Source organism: Mesorhizobium ventifaucium, from assembly GCF_935822925.1.
Classification (GTDB): Bacteria; Pseudomonadota; Alphaproteobacteria; order Rhizobiales; family Rhizobiaceae; genus Mesorhizobium; species Mesorhizobium ventifaucium.
The window spans coordinates 41,677-59,193 of record NZ_CAKXZS010000034.1 but is presented as its reverse complement, the minus strand read 5'-3'; the positions used below and the strand labels follow the sequence as shown (position 1 = coordinate 59,193).

19 protein-coding genes are annotated in these 17,517 nt (G+C 62.7%); 10 read left to right on the top strand and 9 right to left on the bottom strand.

Annotation, left to right across the window (positions count from 1 at the left end; genetic code table 11):
- Nucleotides 1–36 precede the first annotated feature (36 nt).
- On the bottom strand, nt 37–432 hold the full coding sequence (locus NMG70_RS25760; RefSeq protein ID WP_254027126.1) for a (R)-mandelonitrile lyase: 396 nt from the start codon (nt 430–432) through the stop codon (nt 37–39).
- Between NMG70_RS25760 and NMG70_RS25755 the strand changes: the two genes are divergently transcribed.
- The 3 genes from NMG70_RS25755 to NMG70_RS25745 all read left to right on the top strand — a co-directional run bounded on the left by NMG70_RS25755 (nt 422) and on the right by NMG70_RS25745 (nt 3,836).
- Nucleotides 422–691 (top strand): hypothetical protein, encoded by a 270-nt coding sequence (locus NMG70_RS25755; protein WP_254027125.1) that lies wholly within the window; start codon nt 422–424, stop codon nt 689–691. The two genes, NMG70_RS25760 and NMG70_RS25755, sit on opposite strands and share 11 nt — an antisense overlap.
- 83 nt (nt 692–774) lie before the next feature.
- The gene (locus tag NMG70_RS25750; RefSeq protein WP_254027124.1) at nt 775–2,826 is read left to right on the top strand and encodes an elongation factor G; all 2,052 of its coding nucleotides are present in this window, start codon (nt 775–777) and stop codon (nt 2,824–2,826) included.
- A gap of 761 nt (nt 2,827–3,587) precedes the next feature.
- Nucleotides 3,588–3,836, top strand: coding sequence for a hypothetical protein (locus NMG70_RS25745; RefSeq protein ID WP_254027123.1), 249 nt, complete (start codon nt 3,588–3,590; stop codon nt 3,834–3,836).
- Nucleotides 3,837–4,024: 188 nt separating this feature from the next.
- On the opposite strand, the gene NMG70_RS25740 is transcribed toward NMG70_RS25745, so the two are convergent.
- A complete protein-coding gene (locus tag NMG70_RS25740) occupies nt 4,025–4,921 on the bottom strand; it encodes a LysR family transcriptional regulator (protein ID WP_254021215.1) in 897 nt (298 codons plus the stop codon).
- 73 nt (nt 4,922–4,994) lie between these two features.
- Nucleotides 4,995–5,969, bottom strand: coding sequence for a thioredoxin-disulfide reductase (trxB, locus tag NMG70_RS25735; RefSeq protein ID WP_254027122.1), 975 nt, complete (start codon nt 5,967–5,969; stop codon nt 4,995–4,997).
- Between the two features lie 253 nt (nt 5,970–6,222).
- Here trxB and NMG70_RS25730 point away from each other — a divergent pair, with 253 nt between their 5' ends.
- Nucleotides 6,223–6,708, top strand: coding sequence for an Lrp/AsnC family transcriptional regulator (locus NMG70_RS25730; RefSeq protein WP_254027121.1), 486 nt, complete (start codon nt 6,223–6,225; stop codon nt 6,706–6,708).
- Here NMG70_RS25730 and NMG70_RS25725 read toward each other — a convergent pair.
- From NMG70_RS25725 to NMG70_RS25710, 4 genes are all read right to left on the bottom strand, one after another.
- Nucleotides 6,705–7,370, bottom strand: a complete 666-nt coding sequence (locus NMG70_RS25725) for a D-glycero-alpha-D-manno-heptose-1,7-bisphosphate 7-phosphatase (protein WP_301555186.1) — start codon at nt 7,368–7,370, stop codon at nt 6,705–6,707. The two genes, NMG70_RS25730 and NMG70_RS25725, sit on opposite strands and share 4 nt — an antisense overlap.
- Complete coding sequence (locus NMG70_RS25720; protein ID WP_254027120.1) at nt 7,363–7,935, bottom strand: D-sedoheptulose-7-phosphate isomerase; 573 nt, start codon at nt 7,933–7,935, stop codon at nt 7,363–7,365. Before NMG70_RS25720 ends, NMG70_RS25725 begins: the two co-directional genes overlap by 8 nt.
- 7 nt (nt 7,936–7,942) lie before the next feature.
- Nucleotides 7,943–9,433, bottom strand: a complete 1,491-nt coding sequence (rfaE1, locus tag NMG70_RS25715) for a D-glycero-beta-D-manno-heptose-7-phosphate kinase (protein ID WP_254027119.1) — start codon at nt 9,431–9,433, stop codon at nt 7,943–7,945.
- A gap of 151 nt (nt 9,434–9,584) precedes the next feature.
- Nucleotides 9,585–10,217, bottom strand: a complete 633-nt coding sequence (locus NMG70_RS25710) for a LysE family translocator (protein WP_254027118.1) — start codon at nt 10,215–10,217, stop codon at nt 9,585–9,587.
- 166 nt (nt 10,218–10,383) lie between these two features.
- On the opposite strand from NMG70_RS25710, the gene rfaD reads away from it, so the two are divergent.
- The 3 genes from rfaD to waaC are packed head-to-tail and all read left to right on the top strand — an operon-like array spanning nt 10,384 to nt 13,285.
- Entirely contained in the window at nt 10,384–11,334 is a 951-nt protein-coding gene (gene rfaD / locus NMG70_RS25705) for an ADP-glyceromanno-heptose 6-epimerase (RefSeq protein ID WP_254027117.1), read from the top strand.
- Nucleotides 11,307–12,314, top strand: a complete 1,008-nt coding sequence (gene waaF / locus NMG70_RS25700) for a lipopolysaccharide heptosyltransferase II (protein ID WP_254027116.1) — start codon at nt 11,307–11,309, stop codon at nt 12,312–12,314. The genes rfaD and waaF overlap by 28 nt, the downstream gene beginning before the upstream one ends.
- Nucleotides 12,311–13,285, top strand: a complete 975-nt coding sequence (gene waaC / locus NMG70_RS25695; RefSeq protein ID WP_254027115.1) for a lipopolysaccharide heptosyltransferase I — start codon at nt 12,311–12,313, stop codon at nt 13,283–13,285. The genes waaF and waaC overlap by 4 nt, the downstream gene beginning before the upstream one ends.
- A 138-nt stretch (nt 13,286–13,423) precedes the next feature.
- Here waaC and greA read toward each other — a convergent pair whose 3' ends face one another.
- Nucleotides 13,424–13,897, bottom strand: coding sequence for a transcription elongation factor GreA (gene greA, locus NMG70_RS25690; protein ID WP_023799806.1), 474 nt, complete (start codon nt 13,895–13,897; stop codon nt 13,424–13,426).
- 275 nt (nt 13,898–14,172) lie between these two features.
- Nucleotides 14,173–14,712: a tetratricopeptide repeat protein gene (locus NMG70_RS25685; protein WP_254021224.1), complete on the bottom strand. Its 540-nt coding sequence runs from the start codon at nt 14,710–14,712 to the stop codon at nt 14,173–14,175.
- Nucleotides 14,713–14,909: 197 nt separating this feature from the next.
- Here NMG70_RS25685 and NMG70_RS25680 point away from each other — a divergent pair, with 197 nt between their 5' ends.
- The 3 genes from NMG70_RS25680 to NMG70_RS25670 all read left to right on the top strand — a co-directional run bounded on the left by NMG70_RS25680 (nt 14,910) and on the right by NMG70_RS25670 (nt 17,390).
- A complete protein-coding gene (locus tag NMG70_RS25680; protein ID WP_254027114.1) occupies nt 14,910–15,335 on the top strand; it encodes a DUF3775 domain-containing protein in 426 nt (141 codons plus the stop codon).
- Between the two features lie 75 nt (nt 15,336–15,410).
- Nucleotides 15,411–16,394: an extensin family protein gene (locus tag NMG70_RS25675; protein ID WP_254027113.1), complete on the top strand. Its 984-nt coding sequence runs from the start codon at nt 15,411–15,413 to the stop codon at nt 16,392–16,394.
- Nucleotides 16,395–16,589: 195 nt separating this feature from the next.
- Nucleotides 16,590–17,390 carry an extensin-like domain-containing protein gene (locus NMG70_RS25670; RefSeq protein WP_254027112.1) on the top strand — a complete coding sequence of 267 codons (801 nt, stop codon included), beginning with the start codon at nt 16,590–16,592 and terminating at the stop codon, nt 17,388–17,390.
- Nucleotides 17,391–17,517: the final 127 nt, after the last annotated feature.

The following is a 17,517-nucleotide window of genomic DNA, read 5'->3' as shown; positions in this document are numbered from 1 at the left end:
CCCGTCTCGCAGTCGGGTTTAGTGGGCTCAATAGCGTCAGCCGCCATACTGCTCGTCTGTCACCTTCTCCAGCCAGTCGGCATGGACGCCGTCGAGCGCCTCCTGCATGGCGATATGGGCCATCGCCGATTTCGGACCGGCGCCGTGCCAATGCTTTTCGTCAGGCGCAAACGAGATGACGTCGCCGGCCCTGATTGCCTGTATCGGCTCGCCCCAGCTTTGCGCGAGGCCGGCGCCTGACACGACATAGAGCGTCTGGCCCAGCGGATGGGTATGCCAGTGGGTACGCGCGCCGGGCTCGAAACCGACCATGATGGCGCGTAGCCGCGCCGGCGCTTCCTGCTCGATGATCGGCGTCTGCCACACCCGGCCGGTGAAGTACTTTTCCGGCGCAATGACGGTCGGCACGCTGCCGCAAGTAATGATCTTCATCGTCGCAAATCCTCAAGCTGATGGCGGATCGGTCGGCGACGACCGTTCCTTTTTGTCGCAGGAAGGGGCACTTTCATCCGATAACCATCATGGCGCAACCGCTTTTGCGGCGTCGGCGACGGGCCCTGTCACGGGATTGACCGGAAGCCCAGGCCCGCATCCGACGGCTTCGCCGATCATGGCTCAACATCCGCGACATCAGGCGATCTTCAAATCACTTGCCCTCCCGGCGAACCCGTGGGACGATGCTTTTGGGTAGGTGGCAAACTGAAAAAAGCCCCGCCCGCGACGGTCGACAGGCCGGCCGCCGCTCCCAGGGAAACGCCTGAGTGGAGGTCAGTCATGGGAACTCGCACCGGAGGACGACGCACGGGACCGAAATGCATTGCCATAGTCGGTCCCTTTGCAAGCGGTAAGACGACACTTCTCGAAGCCATATTGGCCCGCACGGGCGCCATTCCCCGCCAGAATCCCGTTTCCTCGGGAAACACCGTATCCGATCATTCACTCGAGGCACGCGCCCACGCCATGAGCGTTGAGGCGACGTTTGCCACCACCGACTTCATGGGCGAGCAACTCACTTTCGTCGATTGTCCCGGCTCCATAGAATTCTCCTTCGAGGCAGAGCCAGTGCTTGCAGCCTGCGACATCGCCGTGGTCGTCGCCGAAGCCGACGAGAAGAAGATCCCTGCCCTGCAGCTGATCATGCGCAAGCTCGACGATCTCGGAGTGCCGCGCATCATGTTCCTCAACAAGGTCGACAAGGCGATATCAGGCGTGCGCGACACGCTGAAGATGCTGCAGCCGGCAAGCTCGGTGCCTTTGCTGCTGCGCCAGATTCCGCTGCGCAAGGACGGCGTGGTGATCGGCTCGATCGATCTGGCGCTGGAGCGCGCCTACATCTATCGCGAATATGCCGAAAGCGAAGTCGCCCAGATTCCCAGCGACGACAAGGCGCGCGAGCTCGAAGCGCGCTTTTCGATGCTGGAGACGCTCGCCGACCATGATGATCAACTGATGGAGCAGCTGCTCGACGAAATCGAGCCGCCCAAGGACGCCATCTTCGACGACCTGGCCGCCGACTTGCGCGATGGTGCCGTGACGCCGGTGCTGATCGGCACCGCCGAGAAGGGCAATGGTGTGCTGCGGCTGCTAAAAACGATCCGCCACGACGCGCCTGATGTTGAAGCAACACGCAAGCGCCTCGGCGCACCTGACGGCAATGCGACCGTGGTCCAGGTGATGAAGACCATCCACACCGCGCATGGCGGCAAGCTGTCGATCTCGCGCATCCTGTCCGGCCAGCTTGCCGACGCCTCCGAGCTCTTCCTTTCGAATGGCGCGACAGCAAAGGTCTCCGGCATCTACAGAATGCTCGGCAAGGACCAGACCAAGCTCACCTCGGCCCCGGCTGGCGACACGGTCGCGCTCGGCAAGATGGACGAGGTCACGACCGGCCAGACCTTGAGCTCGGTCAAGGGCGGCATCAAGCCCTTGGTCACGCTGACGCCGCCGCAACCGGTCTTTGCTTTTGCGTTGCGACCGAAGGAACGCAAGGACGAGGTTAAGATGTCGGCGGCCATCCAGCGCCTTGCCGAAGAAGATCCCTCGCTCAGCGTGCGCCACAATCAGGATTCGGCTGAAACCGTGCTGTCGGGCCATGGCGAAATGCATCTGCGTGTCGTGCGCGAGCGGCTGGAGGGCAAGAACCAGATTCCGGTCGAAGGCCATCCGCCGGCCGTGCCTTACCGCGAGACGATCCGCAAAGCGGCGCAGCAGCGTGGCCGTCACAAGAAGCAGTCGGGCGGCCATGGCCAGTTCGGCGACGTGGTGATCGAGATCAAGCCGCTGCCGCGCGGCTCCGGTTTCCAGTTCACCGATACCATCACCGGCGGCGCTGTGCCGAAAACCTATATCCAGTCGGTCGAGGCCGGCGTGCGCGATTATCTGAAATCGGGCCCGCTCGGCTTTCCAGTGGTCGACGTCGCCGTCAACCTGTCCGACGGCTCCTATCATTCTGTCGATTCATCGGACATGGCCTTCCAGATGGCGGCAAAGCTGGCGATGAAGGAAGGCATGGCCGCCTGCTCGCCGGTGCTGCTTGAACCGATCATGAAGGTGGAAATCGTCACGCCGTCCGACGCGACATCGAAAATCATCGCCCTGATCCCGCAGCGGCGCGGCCAAATCCTCGGCTACGATGCGCGGCCCGGCTGGCCGGGATGGGATGTCGTCGAGGCGACCATGCCGCAGGCCGAGATCGGCGATCTGATCATCGAGCTGCGTTCGGCCACCGCGGGCGTGGCCAGCTATCGTGCCAGCTTCGACCATATGGCCGAACTCACCGGCCGCCTGGCCGACGAGGCGTTGAACGCCAATGGCAAGGCCGCCTAACACTGGAACTTGGCGACAGTCAGGCTGCAGAACACAAGGAAACGGCGCCCGGAAATGATCCGGACGCCGTTCTCTTGCGGACCGTCTTCGTGGGAGGCGAAGCGGCAGGTCCGCCGCATATGCCGCCAACGCTTGCCAGCCTCAGCGGAAGAATGGTTCGGACGCGGTAGCCGCCTGAGCCCGGATCGTCCGAGTGATGCCCCCATCTCCCGCACGAACCACACCGCGTCCTATGATCTGCTTAGTCGATGCTGCGCGCCTGCGACATGTTACCTGAGGTTACATGTCACTGTTACATGAAAATTTCGGTCGGCTTTGCGTCAGCGCCGGCAGGTTCGGGATACAAAAAAGCCGGATCAACAAAGATCCGGCTGAGTTTGATTGGAAGTGCCTGTTAAGGCTAACCTCCAGAGGGGAACACTCGAGGGCGCTAATGGGAGGAGAACGCGCCCAGGAGATGATCCATATATGTGCTCATCATGCCCAAGAAACAAGCATCTATTTTGCAACACTCGCATGCAAAATGACACAGGCTGTGGTCTAACCCGTTGCTTGGCCTCGTAGGACCAGAAGAATCGCGAAATGCGGTGCGCAGCCGGTCAAGAATCATCGCGAAATAGCGAATCAGCGCTGATTTTTGGCCCAGAACGCAGAAAACAACGAATGATGGCGAATCAGGCAGCGCGCGTTTATTTTTGCGGCAGCCATTATTTTTGCGGCAGACATGCATCGGCCCGAAAATCGCGACGAAGGAAGCCCCGATGAGGACCCGTCAGGCGATCGCCGGCAGCGCGCTGTTCTTCATCGCAGCGCCCGGTGTGGTCGCGGGATTGCTGCCCTGGCTGTTGACCGATCGCTATCGTCTGCCATGGTCGACCCAGCCCGGCCTGGTCCCGGTCGGCTGGGTCCTGATTGGCGTTGCAGCGGCCTTGCTGCTTCATGCCTTCGCCCGTTTTGCCCTCGAATGGTGGGTTCCGAGAACCGGAACGGAGCGGACATCGGGTCCGTGAGTACCGGGAGCGCTGGTATCAGCCGTTCCTAGGCCGGCATCACCTGAATATCGATATACCTAATGCGTGTCGCCCAAAAGCATGCCCTCGGGCCTGACCCGAGGGTGCGCAGCGGTTTTGGGACAACGACATGCATAAAAACAAGAAACTTAAGCGCGTCGCATATATCCGTTCAAATGCGACGCGCTTTAGAACGACCAGCTTCGGGCCTTGGCGATGATGAAATCGCGGAAGACGTGCAGCTTCGCCTGGTTCTTCATCGCATCGGGATAGGCGAAATAAGTGTCGAAGGACGGCACTTCGGTCTCCGGCAGCAACTGCACCAGCCCTGAGTCCTTGCTGACCACATAGTCGGGCAGCATGGCGATGCCGGCGCCACCTTGTACCGCGCGCTTGATCGACAATATGTCGTTGATCTGCAGCGTCGGCACCCTTTGCCCGCCTTCGAAATCGCCGACCGTTTCCAGCCAGTTCAATTCCGACAGATGCGCCGGCACCGGCACGCCGAAGGTGACGATGCGATGGCTCTTCAGCTCGGCGACCGACGCCGGCTTGCCATATTTGTTGACGTAAGAAGGGGCGGCGTAGAGATGGAAATGCACAGTGAACAGCCGGCGCTGGATGAGATCAGGCTGCTGCGGCTGGCGCAGCCGGATCGCGCAGTCAGCCCGGCGCATGGTGAGGTCGAGTTCCTCGTTCGCCAGGATCAGTTGCAGGCTGATCTCGGGATAGAGCTCAATGAATTCCTGCACGCGCTCGGTCAGCCAGCCGGCACCGAGCCCCACCGTGGTCGTCACCCTGAGCACGCCGGAGGGCCGGTCCTTGGCCTCGGTCAGCCGCGACTTGATCGTCTCCAGCTTCATCAGCACGTCATGCGCCGTGCGGAACAGCATCTCACCCTGCTCGGTCAGCACCAGGCCGCGGGCATGGCGATTGAACAGCGGCACGCCGACATCATGTTCGAGCGCGCTGACCTGCCGCGAGATCGCCGATTGCGACAGATGCAGCGTCTCGGCGGCATGGGTGAACGACCCAGCTTCCGCCGCAGCGTGAAACACGCGTAGCTTGTCCCAGTCCAACGCCATGATGCCCCTCGCTCTGTTTTCTGGCGTCTGAATGAAAAATCAGGCTTTTGCGCGGCTTTTCTCGGCCGCTTCCTTACTCCGCCGCTTCGCGGTGAACTTCGATCCCGGCGAGGTACTTTTCCGCCTCGAGCGCGGCCATGCAGCCGAGCCCCGCCGCCGTCACCGCCTGGCGGTAGATGTCGTCGGTCACGTCGCCGGCGGCGAACACGCCCGGCACGTCGGTGCAGGTCGAATCCGGCGCCGTCCACAGATAGCCGTTCGGCTTCTGCTTCAGCTTGCCGGCGAACAGCTCGACCGCCGGCGCATGGCCGATCGCCACGAACACGCCGTCGACCGTCAGATGCATCTCCTGGCCGGTCACCACGTTGCGCAGCTTCAGCCCTTCCACCGACGGCGGCAGCGGCGTCTTGCCGGACTGGCCGGTGATCTCGTCGACGACAGTGTCCCAGATGACGCGGACATTGTCCTTCTTGAACAGCCGCTCGCTGAGGATGCGCTCGGCGCGGAAGTCGCTGCGCCGGTGGATGACCGTCACGCTCTTTGCCAGATTGGAAAGGTAGAGCGCCTCCTCCACCGCCGAATTGCCGCCGCCGATCACCGCGACATCCTTGCCGCGATAGAAGAAGCCGTCGCAGGTGGCGCAGGCCGATACGCCGAAGCCCATAAAGGTCTGCTCGCTCGGGATGCCCAGCCATTTCGCCTGCGCACCGGTGGCGATGATCAGCGCGTCGGCCGTATAGGTGGTGCCGGAATCGCCCTTGGCGCGAAACGGCCGCACATTGAGGTCGACTTCGGTGATGATGTCATTGATGACGTCGGTGCCGACATGCTCGGCCTGCTTCAGCATTTGTTCCATCAGCCACGGACCCTGGATCGGATCGGCGAAGCCCGGATAGTTTTCGACGTCGGTGGTGATCACCAGCTGGCCGCCCTGCTGCAGCCCGGCGACCAGCATCGGTTTCAGCATGGCGCGGGCGGCGTAGATTGCCGCCGTATAGCCGGCGGGGCCGGAGCCGATAATGAGAACGGGTGCGTGCTTGGACGTCATATCAGGGCTTTCACAACAACCGGACGCGAATGAAGCGTCCGGCACAGGGATCGATTTCCGGCCTAATCTAGGTGTTGCGGACGACGCCAGCAAGACGACCTGGCCTTCGTCCCCGGAAAGCTTCCGCACAAATAGACGATCCATGAACATCCTGGCGCGCGATTGCCCGAAAATCACCGGCGATGGAATGGACAGCGAAGTGGTTTAATTACAAAATCACGAAAGATTCTTGCGTGAAGCGCCGAAGGTATCCATGCCGCTCAAAGCCGATCTCGATGCCATCGACTGGAAGATCCTGCGCGAGCTTCAGCACGACGGGCGAATGACCAATGTCGAGCTGTCCGGCCGCGTTGGCATTTCGGCGCCGCCATGCCTGCGTCGCATCAGGCGGCTGGAAGAAACCGGCATCATCCGCGGCTATCGCGCCTTGCTCAATGCGCCGGCGCTCGGCCTGGATGTCGTCGCCTTTTGCCTCATCGGCCTGCATCACCAGGCCGACGCGGAGCTGAAAACTTTCGCCGAACGCACCCGCGGCTGGCCGATCGTTCGCGACGCCTGGATGGTGTCGGGCGAATCCGACTTTTTGCTGCATTGCGTGGCAAGCGACCTCGGCGCCTTTCAGACCTTCGTCATCGAGGAACTGGCCTCGGCGCCGAATGTCGACACGGTGCGGACGGCACTGACCATCCGTCGCGTCAAGGACGAGGGCCTGGTGGCTTTCAGCGAAGTGAGACCTTAATCCCGGCCGAGTCCGGCGATGGCCTCGCAGAGTTTGCTGTGGTCGTTATCGGTCGTCAGGCTGCGCGTCCTGAACATACCTTCGCCGGAAGTCCGATTGGATCTGCCGTTCACCAGCCAACCCTCGCATAGCCCGGCTCGCCGCCCGGCTTCCATGTCATCGGCCTTGTCGCCGACGATGATTGATCGGCTGATATCCACGCCCAGCAGATCGCACGCGCGCAGAAGCATGCCCGGATTGGGCTTGCGCATCGGATGATCACCTGCTGCCAGTTCACCCGTCCCGCTCGAATGGTAGGCGCAGGCGAGCACCAGATCTATCCGGCAATTCTGTGCTTTGAGAAGTGTCAGCAGCCGAGCATTGACTGCGGCGAACTCCGGCCAGCCGAAATAGCCGCGGGCTATGCCTGACTGGTTGGAGACCACGATCGCAGGAACGCCTACGATGTTGGCCGTTCGGATCACCGGCAGCATCTGCGGCCGCAGCACGATGTCAGCAGGATCGCTGGGATAGCCGCTATCGACATTGATGGTGCCGTCGCGGTCGAGAAACAGCGCCGGCGTGCCAGCTGCAAAAACCGAGCTGCCAATCCGCTCGACCCACAGGCCCGGCGCTTCAAGCGGGTAATGATCAGACCTCACGACCGGGCCGAGGTCAGCCATCACAGAGGCGCGCTTCGACCATTTCGCACAGATGATGATAGAGGCACAGATGCCCCTGCTGGATGATCGGCGTCGAGGTCGAAGGCACGTTGAGCAGGATGTCGGAGAGCGGCTTGAGCTTGCCGCCGCTGTCACCGGTCAGGCTGATTACCGTCATATCCATCATGCGCGCCTGTTCGGCGGCGGCGAGGATGCTGGTCGAGTTGCCGCTGGTCGAGATGGCGAGCAGCACAGCACCCGCGGCGCCATGCGCCTCGACCTGGCGTGAAAACACCGTGTCGAAGCCGTAGTCATTGCCCCAGGCGGTCAGTACCGCCGCATTGGCTGGCAGCGCGATGACGTTGTAGGCCTTGCGCTCCTTCAGGAAGCGGCCGACCAGTTCGCCGGCGATGTGAATGGCGTCGCTGGCCGAGCCGCCATTGCCGCAGATCAGCAGCGCCTTGCCCTGCGAAAGCGCGGCGACGACGGCGGTAACCGCCCGCTCCATCTCGCTGGTGAGGTCGCGCTCGACCATCGCGGTGATCGCGGCCGCCGAGCGGACCAGATATTCGTTCAGTTCCGACATGAAAACCTCAGTTTGTGCTGCCGGCGCGCAACTTGCCGATGGTGCCGGTGGTGCTCTTGCCGGCGACGAGATCGACCAGCACGACGCGGCCGCCCGCCTTTTGCACGATTTCGGCGCCGACCACCTGATCGATCGTATAGTCGGCGCCCTTCACCAGTATGTCGGGGTTCAGCGCCTCGATCAGCGCGAGCGGCGTGTCTTCCTCGAAGACGACGACGGCATCGACCGAGGCAAGCGCCGCCAGCACGCAGGCGCGATCATGCTCGTCGTTGACCGGGCGTCCAGGCCCTTTCAGCCGGCGCACAGAGGCATCGCTGTTGAGGCCGAGAACCAGCCGGTCGCACTGGCTGCGCGCCGCATGCAAAAGGCTGACATGGCCGGCGTGAAGGATATCGAAGCAGCCATTGGTGAAACCGACGCTCAGGCCTTCGTCCTTCCACGTCGCCACCAGCCGTGCGGCGGCAGCGGCATCGAGGATTGCATCCTTGTGGGCAATCGGTCCGTGCGAGCGAAACAGCGCGCCGGTAAGCTCTTCGACCGTCAGCCGCGCGGTGCCGCGCTTGCCCACCACCACGCCACCCGCCGCGTTGGCGATGGCCGCGGCAATGACGCGGTCGGCGCCCGCAGCCAGAGCCAACGCAAACGTAACGATGACAGTGTCGCCGGCCCCGGAAACGTCGAACACCTCCCGCGCCTGCGTGGAAATATGCCGGGCATCGTCCGCGTCGACGACGCTCATGCCTTTTTCGCTGCGCGTCGCGACGACGAAATCGAAGCCATGTGCCGAGATCAGCTCACGCGCCGCGGCCACGATCTCGTCATCGGCAAACACCGCGCGTCCGACCGCCTCGCCAAGTTCCTTGCGATTGGGCGTGATCGCCGTCGCCCCGGAATAGCAAGCATAGTCGCGGCCCTTGGGATCGACCAGCACCGGCTTGTCCGCCTCGCGGCAGATCGAGATCAGCTCGCCGGCAACGCCGTCGAGCAACATTCCCTTGCCGTAGTCGGACAGAATGACGATGTCGGCTTGCGCCAGCCCGGCGCGGAAAAGCCGGATCAGCGTCGCCCGCTCCGCGTCGCCCAGCGGCTTGATTTCCTCTTCGTCGAAGCGCAGCACCTGCTGGTTGAGCGCGCTGAAGCGGCTTTTCGACGACGTCATCCGGTTGGCGTCCTGCGCGAGACCGCCAGTGTCGACGCCAAGCTCGGCGAGCATGCGCATGAGATTGTCGCCGGCCTGATCGGCGCCGATCACCGAAACCGGAATCGCGGCAGCGCCGAGCGAGACGATGTTGGCGACGACATTGCCGGCGCCGCCCATCGCCGACGTTTCGCCACGCCCGCGCAGCACCGGAATGGGCGCTTCAGGCGAAATCCGCTCTATGACGCCGTTGACGAAACGGTCGAGGATGAAGTCGCCGACCACCAGCACGGTGACGTTGCCGAACCGCGAGATGGCGCGGTGAAGCGGTTCGGGAGAAGGCAGGTACTGCTCGCTCATGTCATCTTCGACGTGCAATGAGAGCCGGTCCCGATGCTGTGAAAACGCTGGACTGGCAGGGCTGATCGTTCATGGCGAAGCCGATATACCGCAATTCGGCTCAGCGCAACGGCAGGCACCGAACGGACCACAGCCAACGCCGGTTGGCGGATCAGCTTTTCTGCAAAGCCACATGAACACCCAATCCGACCAGCACCGCGCCGCCCGCACGCCGCATCAGGCGTTGCGCGTGGCTCGAGGGTCGCAGCCTGGTGATCAGCGCACCCGCCAGCACCACGCACATGACATCCGCCGAGGAGAACATCAGATTGACGATCGTCCCGAGGACGAGGAATTGCAGCCAGACGGGAAACGTCGCCGATGCGTCGATGAATTGCGGCAGGAACGCCATGAAGAATATTGCAGTCTTGGGATTGAGCACCTCGACGGTGATACTCTCGAAAAAGGCGCGGCGGGCGGATTTCGGCTCGACACCTGAGATAACAGCATCGTCTTGAGCCCTGGCGCGAAACAGCGACACACCCAGCCAGATCAGATAGAGCGCGCCGGCCAGCTTGACCGCCACGTAGAGCGTCGGCACGGCGTGGAAAAGCACGGACAACCCGGCAGCGGCGGCGGCGACGTGCACATAGCCGCCAAGATGGATACCCAATGCCGCCGTCAGGCCGGACCAGCGGCCGCGCGCCATGGTTTGCGCAGCAGCGTAAAGCATCGCCGGACCGGGGATGTAGGCAAAGATCGCCGTGGTGGCGAAAAAGGCGATAAGCAGTTCGGTGGACGGCATTGCCTTGCTCCTGTCGTGCTTCGCCGGTGAATCGCGGAACTGAAGCGAAAGCTGTGCGGCGGCACTGAGGCATGCAGCCAACCGCCGGATTGCGACCTGCTTTATCGACAGTCCTGCAAGCCTCCCCTATAAGGGCCGGAATCGGCACAAGATACCAGAGGCTTTCATGATCATCGTCACGGGCGGCGCCGGCATGATCGGCTCAAACATAGTCGCCGGGCTCAATGCCGAAGGGATTAGCGACATTCTCGTCGTCGACGACCTGACCGACGGCCACAAGATCGCCAATCTCGCCGACCTCCAGATCGCCGATTATCTCGACAAGGACGATTTCCTGCCGCGGATTGAGGCCGGGGACCTCGGCCGCATCGAGGCCGTCTTCCACCAGGGTGCCTGCTCGACCACCACCGAATGGAACGGCAAATTCATGATGGAGGTGAACTACGCCTATTCGAAGCGGCTGCTGCATGCCTGCCTCGCGCTGCGGCTGCCTTTCCTCTATGCCTCCTCGGCTTCCGTCTATGGCGGCGGCGCCGAGTTTCGCGAGGAGCCGGACTGCGAGCGCCCGCTCAATGTCTATGCCTATTCAAAGAAGCTGTTCGACGACTATGTCCGCCGCACCGTCTTCGATACCGATCATTCGCCGGTGGCCGGCCTGCGCTACTTCAACGTCTATGGACCGCGCGAGGCGCACAAGGGCGCCATGGCCTCGGTCGCCTACCATCTGTTCAACCAGGTCGTGCAAGGCCACAACCCAAAGCTGTTCGGCGCCTATGACGGTTTTGGGCCTGGCGAGCAGAGCCGCGACTTCATCCATGTCGGCGACGTTGCCGATATCAATCTGTGGTTGTGGAAACGGGGCTCAAGCGGCATCTTCAACTGCGGCACCGGCCGAGCCCAGCCGTTCCGCGCCATTGCCGAAACGGTGATCGGCGCGCTCGGCAAAGGCGAGATCGAGTTCATCGACTTCCCAGATCATCTCAAGGGCAGCTACCAGAGTTTTACGCAAGCTGATATGTCCCGGTTGCGCGCCGCCGGTTACAATGGTCAGTTTCGCACAGTGGAAACCGGCGTCAGAGACTATGTCGAATGGCTGAAAGCCCAACGATCCTCGTGATCGGCCCACGCTGGGTAGGCGACATGGTGATGGCGCAGTGCCTGTTCACGGCGCTGAGAGAGCTTCACCCGGACGCCGCGATCGACGTGCTGGCGCCGGCATGGGCGGCGCCACTGGTCAAGCGGATGCGCGAAATACGCCAGCAGATCGATCTGCCGCTGAAATCCGGCGCGCTGGAATTCCGCATGCGAAGGCGCTTTGGCCGCCTTCTGCGCGGCCACTACGACATTGCCTATGTCATCCCTGGAAGCTGGAAGTCGGCGCTGGTCCCGTTCTTTGCCCGCATTCCGCGCCGTGTCGGCTATCTCAAGGAAATGCGCTACGGGCTGCTGACCGAAATCGTTGCCTTGCCCGACAATGCCAAACGGCGCACGGCGCAGGCCTATTTCGGGCTCGCGCAAGGCGGCACGTTCCGTGCTCCCGAGCTCGCTGTCGACACAAAGAACCAGACGGCATTACTGGGCCGTTTCGGGCTGGAGGCGGAAAAGTTCGTCGCGCTGATGCCCGGTGCCGAGTTCGGGCCCGCCAAACGCTGGCCGAGCGAACGCTATGCCGGTCTTGCCCGCGACATGATGGCGAAAGGTTTTGCGGTCGCGCTGTTCGGATCGAAGAACGACGCCGACGTAACGGCGGAAATCGCCACGCTTGCACCTGATGTTGTCGATCTCGCCGGCCAGACGCGGCTCGAGGACGCCATCGACCTGATCGCCGCGGCCAGGCTTGCGGTGTCGAACGACAGTGGGCTGATGCATGTTGCCGCCGCTGTCGGCACGCCGATCGTAGCCGTCTACGGCTCGACCTCGCCGCACAATACGCCGCCGCTCGCCGAGCAGCGCGAACTGGTCTGGCTCGGCCTGTCCTGTTCGCCCTGCCACCGGAAAATCTGCCCGCTCGGCCATCTCAACTGCCTGAACACACTCGAGGTGGCACAGGTCGCGGCAGCGGCGGAACGGCTGCTGGAAATGCCGGCCGCCGCATGAGGGTGCTCATCGTCAAGACATCCTCGATGGGTGACGTCATCCACAGCTTTCCGGCCGTCGAGGATGCGCGCCGCAACCGGCCGGACGTGTCGTTCGACTGGTGTGTGGAAGAGGCTTTTGCCGGCATCGTGGCGCTGCATCCGGCGATCGCAACCGTCCACTCCGTGGCAATCCGGCGCTGGCGCACAAGCCCGCTTGGCCGCGGCACATGGCGCGAGGCAGCGGGGTTGCGCCGCGCCTTGCGGGATTGCCGCTACGATCTCGTCATCGACGCGCAAGGATTGCTGAAGTCGGCCGTGGTGGCGAAACAGGCCGCGGCGCCGATCGCCGGCTTCGACTGGTCGAGCGCTCGCGAGCTTTCGGCGACCTTGTTCTACGACCGCCGCTATGCTGTGCCGCGCGACCTGCACGCCATCGAACGCACAAGGCGGCTGTTCGGGCTGGCGCTCGGCTATGAACCGGATTTTTCCGGGCTCGAGTCCGGCATCGTGCCGCCCGCCGTCGCTTCGACTTTTGTCGGCGGAAAAACCGCCTTCCTTCTGCACGGCACCAGCCGCGAGGACAAGAAATGGCCGGTCGGCAACTGGATCGAGACTGCCAGACTTCTCGTGGAAAGAGGAATGACGCCGGTCACCACCTGGTCGAACGACAGGGAAAAGGCGGTTGCCGAGGCAATCGCCCAAGCCGTTCCACAGACCGTGCTGGTGCCGAAATCACCGCTTGCCGAGATCGCAGCGATCATCGGCCGGTCGGTGCTGGTCATCGGCGCCGATACTGGCCTTACCCACCTCGCCAGTGCCTTCGGCCTTCCGACCGTCGCCGTGTTTGTGGCGACAGAACCCGGCCTGACCGGCCCGCGCGGGCCGTTCTCGTCAACGCTGCTGGCCGCGCCCGGCAGCCGTGTCGCGCCGATAGAGGTGGTAGCGGAGGCAGAGAGGCAGCTGGCGCTCAAATGGCAGGCCGCGACATAGGATCTTTTCAGAATTCGCTCCGGTGAGTCGAATAGCGTGGTTTTCGAGAACCGGAGCGGAGCGTACATTGGGTACGTGAGCACCGGAAGCGCAGAAAACCGCGCTAGTCGACCGCCCGAGTAGAATTATCAAAAGGCCCTAGATGAACTGCACCTGGACGATCTCGTAGCCCCGCGCGCCGCCTGGCGCGTTGACCTCGATGGCATCGCCGACTTCCTTGCCGATCAGCGCCCGTGCGATCGGCGAGGAGATCGAGATGCGGCCGGACTTCACGTCCGCTTCCTGGTCGCCGACGATCTGGTAGGTCTTCTTCTCTTCCGTGTCCTCGTCGACCAGCACCACGGTCGCGCCGAACTTGACCTTTTCGCCGCTGAGCTTGGTGATGTCGATCACTTCGGCACGGGCGATGAAGTCCTCGAGCTCGTTGACGCGGCCCTCATTGAGACTCTGCGCCTCTTTCGCCGCGTGGTATTCCGCGTTTTCAGACAGATCGCCGTGCGAGCGCGCTTCGGAGATTGCTTCGATGATGCGCGGCCGCTCTTCCTGCTGGCGCCAGCGCAGTTCTTCCTTCAATGACGCGAACCCCTCGCCTGTCATCGGGACCTTGTTCATGATGCCTGACCTTTCCTGCCGCCGCCCCCGCATTCCGGGAGCGGCCTTGTCGATGGGTACAAAAAGAAAACGGTCCGGCAGCCTCGGGCTAACGGAACCGTGTCACCGCTATTTCCCTCAATATAGCAATCTTCGCGGGTTTTTCACGCCAAAAAATCGGTTTTGAAAAATTCGCCCGCTATTTGTGGAAATGCCGTCACGGCAGCCCGGCCGGCCGGGCGCACCAATAAAAACCGGCTGCGATTGCTCACAGCCGGTGTGGTCCGGGCTTCGAATCAGCTCTTCATGAAACGGTCTATCTGCTCTGCCAGCATGCCGTATTCACGAGATCCCTTGCCGGTGCGTTTCTCGATCTCGCGGAGCTGTTCCCGGGCGCCGGCGAGATCGCCGATCTGCAGATGCGCCTCGCCGAGATATTCACGTACCAGCGTGTAATCAGGATCGATGCGCAGCGCTTCCTCATAATAGCCGAGACCGACGGCGACGCGTCCGGAATGGCGGTGCGAGTAGCCGAGGTAGTTGAGGATGCGAGGGTCTTTCTTGTCTGCAGCTAGGCTGAGCACGGCGATCGCCTCGTCATAACGTCCGGCCATCGCCAGCGCGCGGCCGGCTTCATAAATGTTGTCGTCGTCCAGCATGCCTTGCTTGGGTGCAACGCACTTCTTCAGCTTCTTGTCCCAGACCATGCCTTTCTTGCACTGTGTCGTCTGGCCGCCACTGCCGCCGCCACCGCCTTCACCGGCCGAAAACACCGGAACAGCAAACAGCGGCAGGGCGGCAACCGCCAGAACCTGGATCAGCAATCGTCTGCGCATCGAATCCTCCTTGAAGCATGACAATGCAGGACTAACGCCGGGCAAAAGCCGTTTCATCCCGGAAAAAAGTCATGGCTACTGAACGCTTTTTGAACGATTAGCGCCAGTCGGAAAACAGAAGCGCCGAACAAAACGTGACGAGCGCTGCAAATTCGCTATCATCCGACGAACGCCAACGGAGTATGCGGAGACGGCCAGTGCAGCAGCGCCTTGAAAAAGAATGGGAGCTTTCGATCGGTCCTGACACGGTGCGCCTGTTCATCCTCAAGGCGAAGGCGTTGAGCGCCGCCGTCAACGATGACTATGCCGATGGCGCCGAGCACGAGGTAGAACTCGATAGCGAGGCGCATGACAACCATCATCATGACGGTCTCGTCGAGGAACGTTCCGAAGACCTCACCGAAGAAGAACTGCGCGAACTGATCAACGACCTCAATGTCGACGAGGCGGCCGAACTCGTAGCACTGGCCTGGGTTGGCCGCGGCGACTATGACGCTTCGGAATGGGCGGACGCGCTGACGGCCGCACGCGAGCGCGCCAACAAGCGCACGGCGAAATATCTGCTCGGCATGCCGCTGCTGGCAGACTGGCTGGAGGAAGGGCTGGAAGCAATCGGGGCGTAACACCGCGGTTACCGTTTGTGATCGGCCAAAACCCGCGTTGAGGCAACTTCCGCATTCGCCCGCCGTTAAGGGCGAATGGCGGCGCTGACCCCTTCTACATCGATCAGATTGGCCGGATTGATCGGATTGGCGCTACCTTTGGCGGCGGCGATGCTGTCCGCAGGAGCGGCCCTGGCCCAAGCTCCGGAACTGCCCGATAACGTGCCCGTCCCGGAGCTCAATCAGCCGCAATCAGCGCAAGAAGCCGCACCTGCCGACGTGCCGATCCCTGAGCCGCGCCCTGCGGATGCGCCAGAGCCAGATCAACCCGCGACCGACACGCTGAACCAGCAGAAGTCGGACCAGCATCAGGAAGCCCGGCCGGAGCCGCCGGCAGTCGCTCCGACGCCGACCGAAAAGCCCGCCGAGGCAGAACCACCGGCCGCCGCGCCAAAACCACCGGAGAAGCCGGCGCAAGCGCCGAAGAAAGAAATCCCTCCCGACCCGCGCTCGGCCGCTGTGCCGCAGGAGAAAATGCCGGACGAAGAACTGGCCTGCCGCAGGCGGCTGAAGTCGATGGGCGTCGATTTCGAGGAACGCAAAGCCGAGCACGATGCGGCGGTCGGCTGTTCTATCCCCTATCCGATCGCGCTGAAGACGCTGGGCAAGTCATTGGATATCAACCCCGAAACCGAGTTGAACTGCCAGATGGCCGAGGCCGCCGCGCGCTTCGCTACCGATATCGTCCAGCCGGCGGCCAAGGCCGAGCTCGGCGCCGAACTCAAATCGGTCGGCCAGGCATCGGCCTTCGTCTGCCGACACCGCAATGGCGGCGGGAAATTGTCGGAGCACGCCTTCGGCAACGCGCTCGACATCGCCAGCTTCACGCTTTCCGACGGCAGGAGGATCGACATCGGCCCGGCGCCGCCGGAAAAGGACGCGAAATTCCTGAACGCAATACGCAAGGCAGCCTGCGGACCGTTCAAGACCGTGCTTGGCCCGGGCAGCGATGCCGATCATTCGCTGCATCTCCATCTCGATCTTGCACCGCGCCGCAACGGCGGCACCTTCTGTCAGTGATATGGTTCCGGAACCGACGCGCGCCGCAATTTGGCCGCAGCCGTAAACGCAGCCGCTGATTTTTCCTTTACTGTTGGCGGGTAAGCTCCGTTTCATCTGATCATGACCCCGAAAAGTGGGATCCGGTTTTCGGAGAAAGCTCATGATCAAACGATGACATAGAGCCTGATCGGCTCGGGGACTGGGAACCTGCCAATGGCCGGGATATTTCGCGCCGCGTCTGTCGCCGTGCGGCAAGTGAGACGCGCGCGCATGATTGCCGGCGGGCTTGGCATCGCAGCGATCTCGGCCTGCACCACCGGCAGCGTGCTTTCGCTGGAACCGGCCGTCGATGTCGGCAGCCAGACATCAGCTGTCCCAAAGTACGCTGGAATGCAGCGCCTCGTCCCGTCCAACCCTTACATGACCGCCGCCTATCCGCGCATGGACGAGCCGATGGCGCCGACCGAACAGATGCCGGCCAGCGAGGTCGAGTGCCGCCAGGATTTGAAGCGCCTGGGCGTCGTCTACACCGACCTTGCGCCGATCCGCGAAGGCCAGTGCGGCATCGACTATCCGGTCAAGATCTCGGCCATCGGCAGCATCGGGATGAAGCCGGCCGCGACGCTGACCTGCGACATGGCCGCCACTTTCGCCGGCTGGGCCAGGAATGAACTGGTCCCGTCCGCCCGCTGGCGTTATTTCTCCGGCGTAAGGACCATTCGCCAGGGCTCGAGCTATTCCTGCCGCAGGATCGCCGGCGAAGGCACGCTGTCGGAGCACGGCAAGGGCAACGCGCTCGACGTCATGAGCATCGAGCTCGGCAATGGCAAGGAGATCGACGTGCGCAAGCCCGGCCTGTTCGCCTTCCGCACCCGCGGCTTCCTCAACACCGTGCGCGCCGACGGCTGCCAGTATTTCACCACCGTGCTCGGCCCCGGCTACAACTATGACCACCGCAACCATTTTCATTTCGACATCAAGAACCGCAGGAACGGCTACCGCGCCTGCCGCTGATAGAAACGCTCCGTAGCGATCCTTCGCGCCCCCTCTGTCCCGCCGGCATCAAAGGTTCTGCACTGCAGCAACGCTCCGACATCACAGGATTCGCTCCTGCTCCGCCCGAGAATGACGAAGCCGTGGT

What these genes read in the sequence shown, in the direction of transcription:
- NMG70_RS25675 (WP_254027113.1), top strand. Translation starts at nt 15,411, where the DNA reads ATGGCGGCGCTGACCCCTTCTACATCGATCAGATTGGCCGGATTGATC.
- NMG70_RS25745 (WP_254027123.1), top strand. Translation starts at nt 3,588, where the DNA reads ATGAGGACCCGTCAGGCGATCGCCGGCAGCGCGCTGTTCTTCATCGCA.
- NMG70_RS25670 (WP_254027112.1), top strand. Translation starts at nt 16,590, where the DNA reads ATGGCCGGGATATTTCGCGCCGCGTCTGTCGCCGTGCGGCAAGTGAGA.
- NMG70_RS25730 (WP_254027121.1), top strand. Translation starts at nt 6,223, where the DNA reads ATGCCGCTCAAAGCCGATCTCGATGCCATCGACTGGAAGATCCTGCGC.
- waaF (WP_254027116.1), top strand. Translation starts at nt 11,307, where the DNA reads ATGGCTGAAAGCCCAACGATCCTCGTGATCGGCCCACGCTGGGTAGGC.
- rfaD (WP_254027117.1), top strand. Translation starts at nt 10,384, where the DNA reads ATGATCATCGTCACGGGCGGCGCCGGCATGATCGGCTCAAACATAGTC.
- NMG70_RS25725 (WP_301555186.1), bottom strand. Translation starts at nt 7,370, where the DNA reads ATGGCTGACCTCGGCCCGGTCGTGAGGTCTGATCATTACCCGCTTGAA.
- waaC (WP_254027115.1), top strand. Translation starts at nt 12,311, where the DNA reads ATGAGGGTGCTCATCGTCAAGACATCCTCGATGGGTGACGTCATCCAC.
- NMG70_RS25760 (WP_254027126.1), bottom strand. Translation starts at nt 432, where the DNA reads ATGAAGATCATTACTTGCGGCAGCGTGCCGACCGTCATTGCGCCGGAA.
- greA (WP_023799806.1), bottom strand. Translation starts at nt 13,897, where the DNA reads ATGAACAAGGTCCCGATGACAGGCGAGGGGTTCGCGTCATTGAAGGAA.
- NMG70_RS25720 (WP_254027120.1), bottom strand. Translation starts at nt 7,935, where the DNA reads ATGTCGGAACTGAACGAATATCTGGTCCGCTCGGCGGCCGCGATCACC.
- NMG70_RS25750 (WP_254027124.1), top strand. Translation starts at nt 775, where the DNA reads ATGGGAACTCGCACCGGAGGACGACGCACGGGACCGAAATGCATTGCC.
- NMG70_RS25710 (WP_254027118.1), bottom strand. Translation starts at nt 10,217, where the DNA reads ATGCCGTCCACCGAACTGCTTATCGCCTTTTTCGCCACCACGGCGATC.
- trxB (WP_254027122.1), bottom strand. Translation starts at nt 5,969, where the DNA reads ATGACGTCCAAGCACGCACCCGTTCTCATTATCGGCTCCGGCCCCGCC.
- NMG70_RS25740 (WP_254021215.1), bottom strand. Translation starts at nt 4,921, where the DNA reads ATGGCGTTGGACTGGGACAAGCTACGCGTGTTTCACGCTGCGGCGGAA.
- rfaE1 (WP_254027119.1), bottom strand. Translation starts at nt 9,433, where the DNA reads ATGAGCGAGCAGTACCTGCCTTCTCCCGAACCGCTTCACCGCGCCATC.
- NMG70_RS25685 (WP_254021224.1), bottom strand. Translation starts at nt 14,712, where the DNA reads ATGCGCAGACGATTGCTGATCCAGGTTCTGGCGGTTGCCGCCCTGCCG.
- NMG70_RS25755 (WP_254027125.1), top strand. Translation starts at nt 422, where the DNA reads ATGATCTTCATCGTCGCAAATCCTCAAGCTGATGGCGGATCGGTCGGC.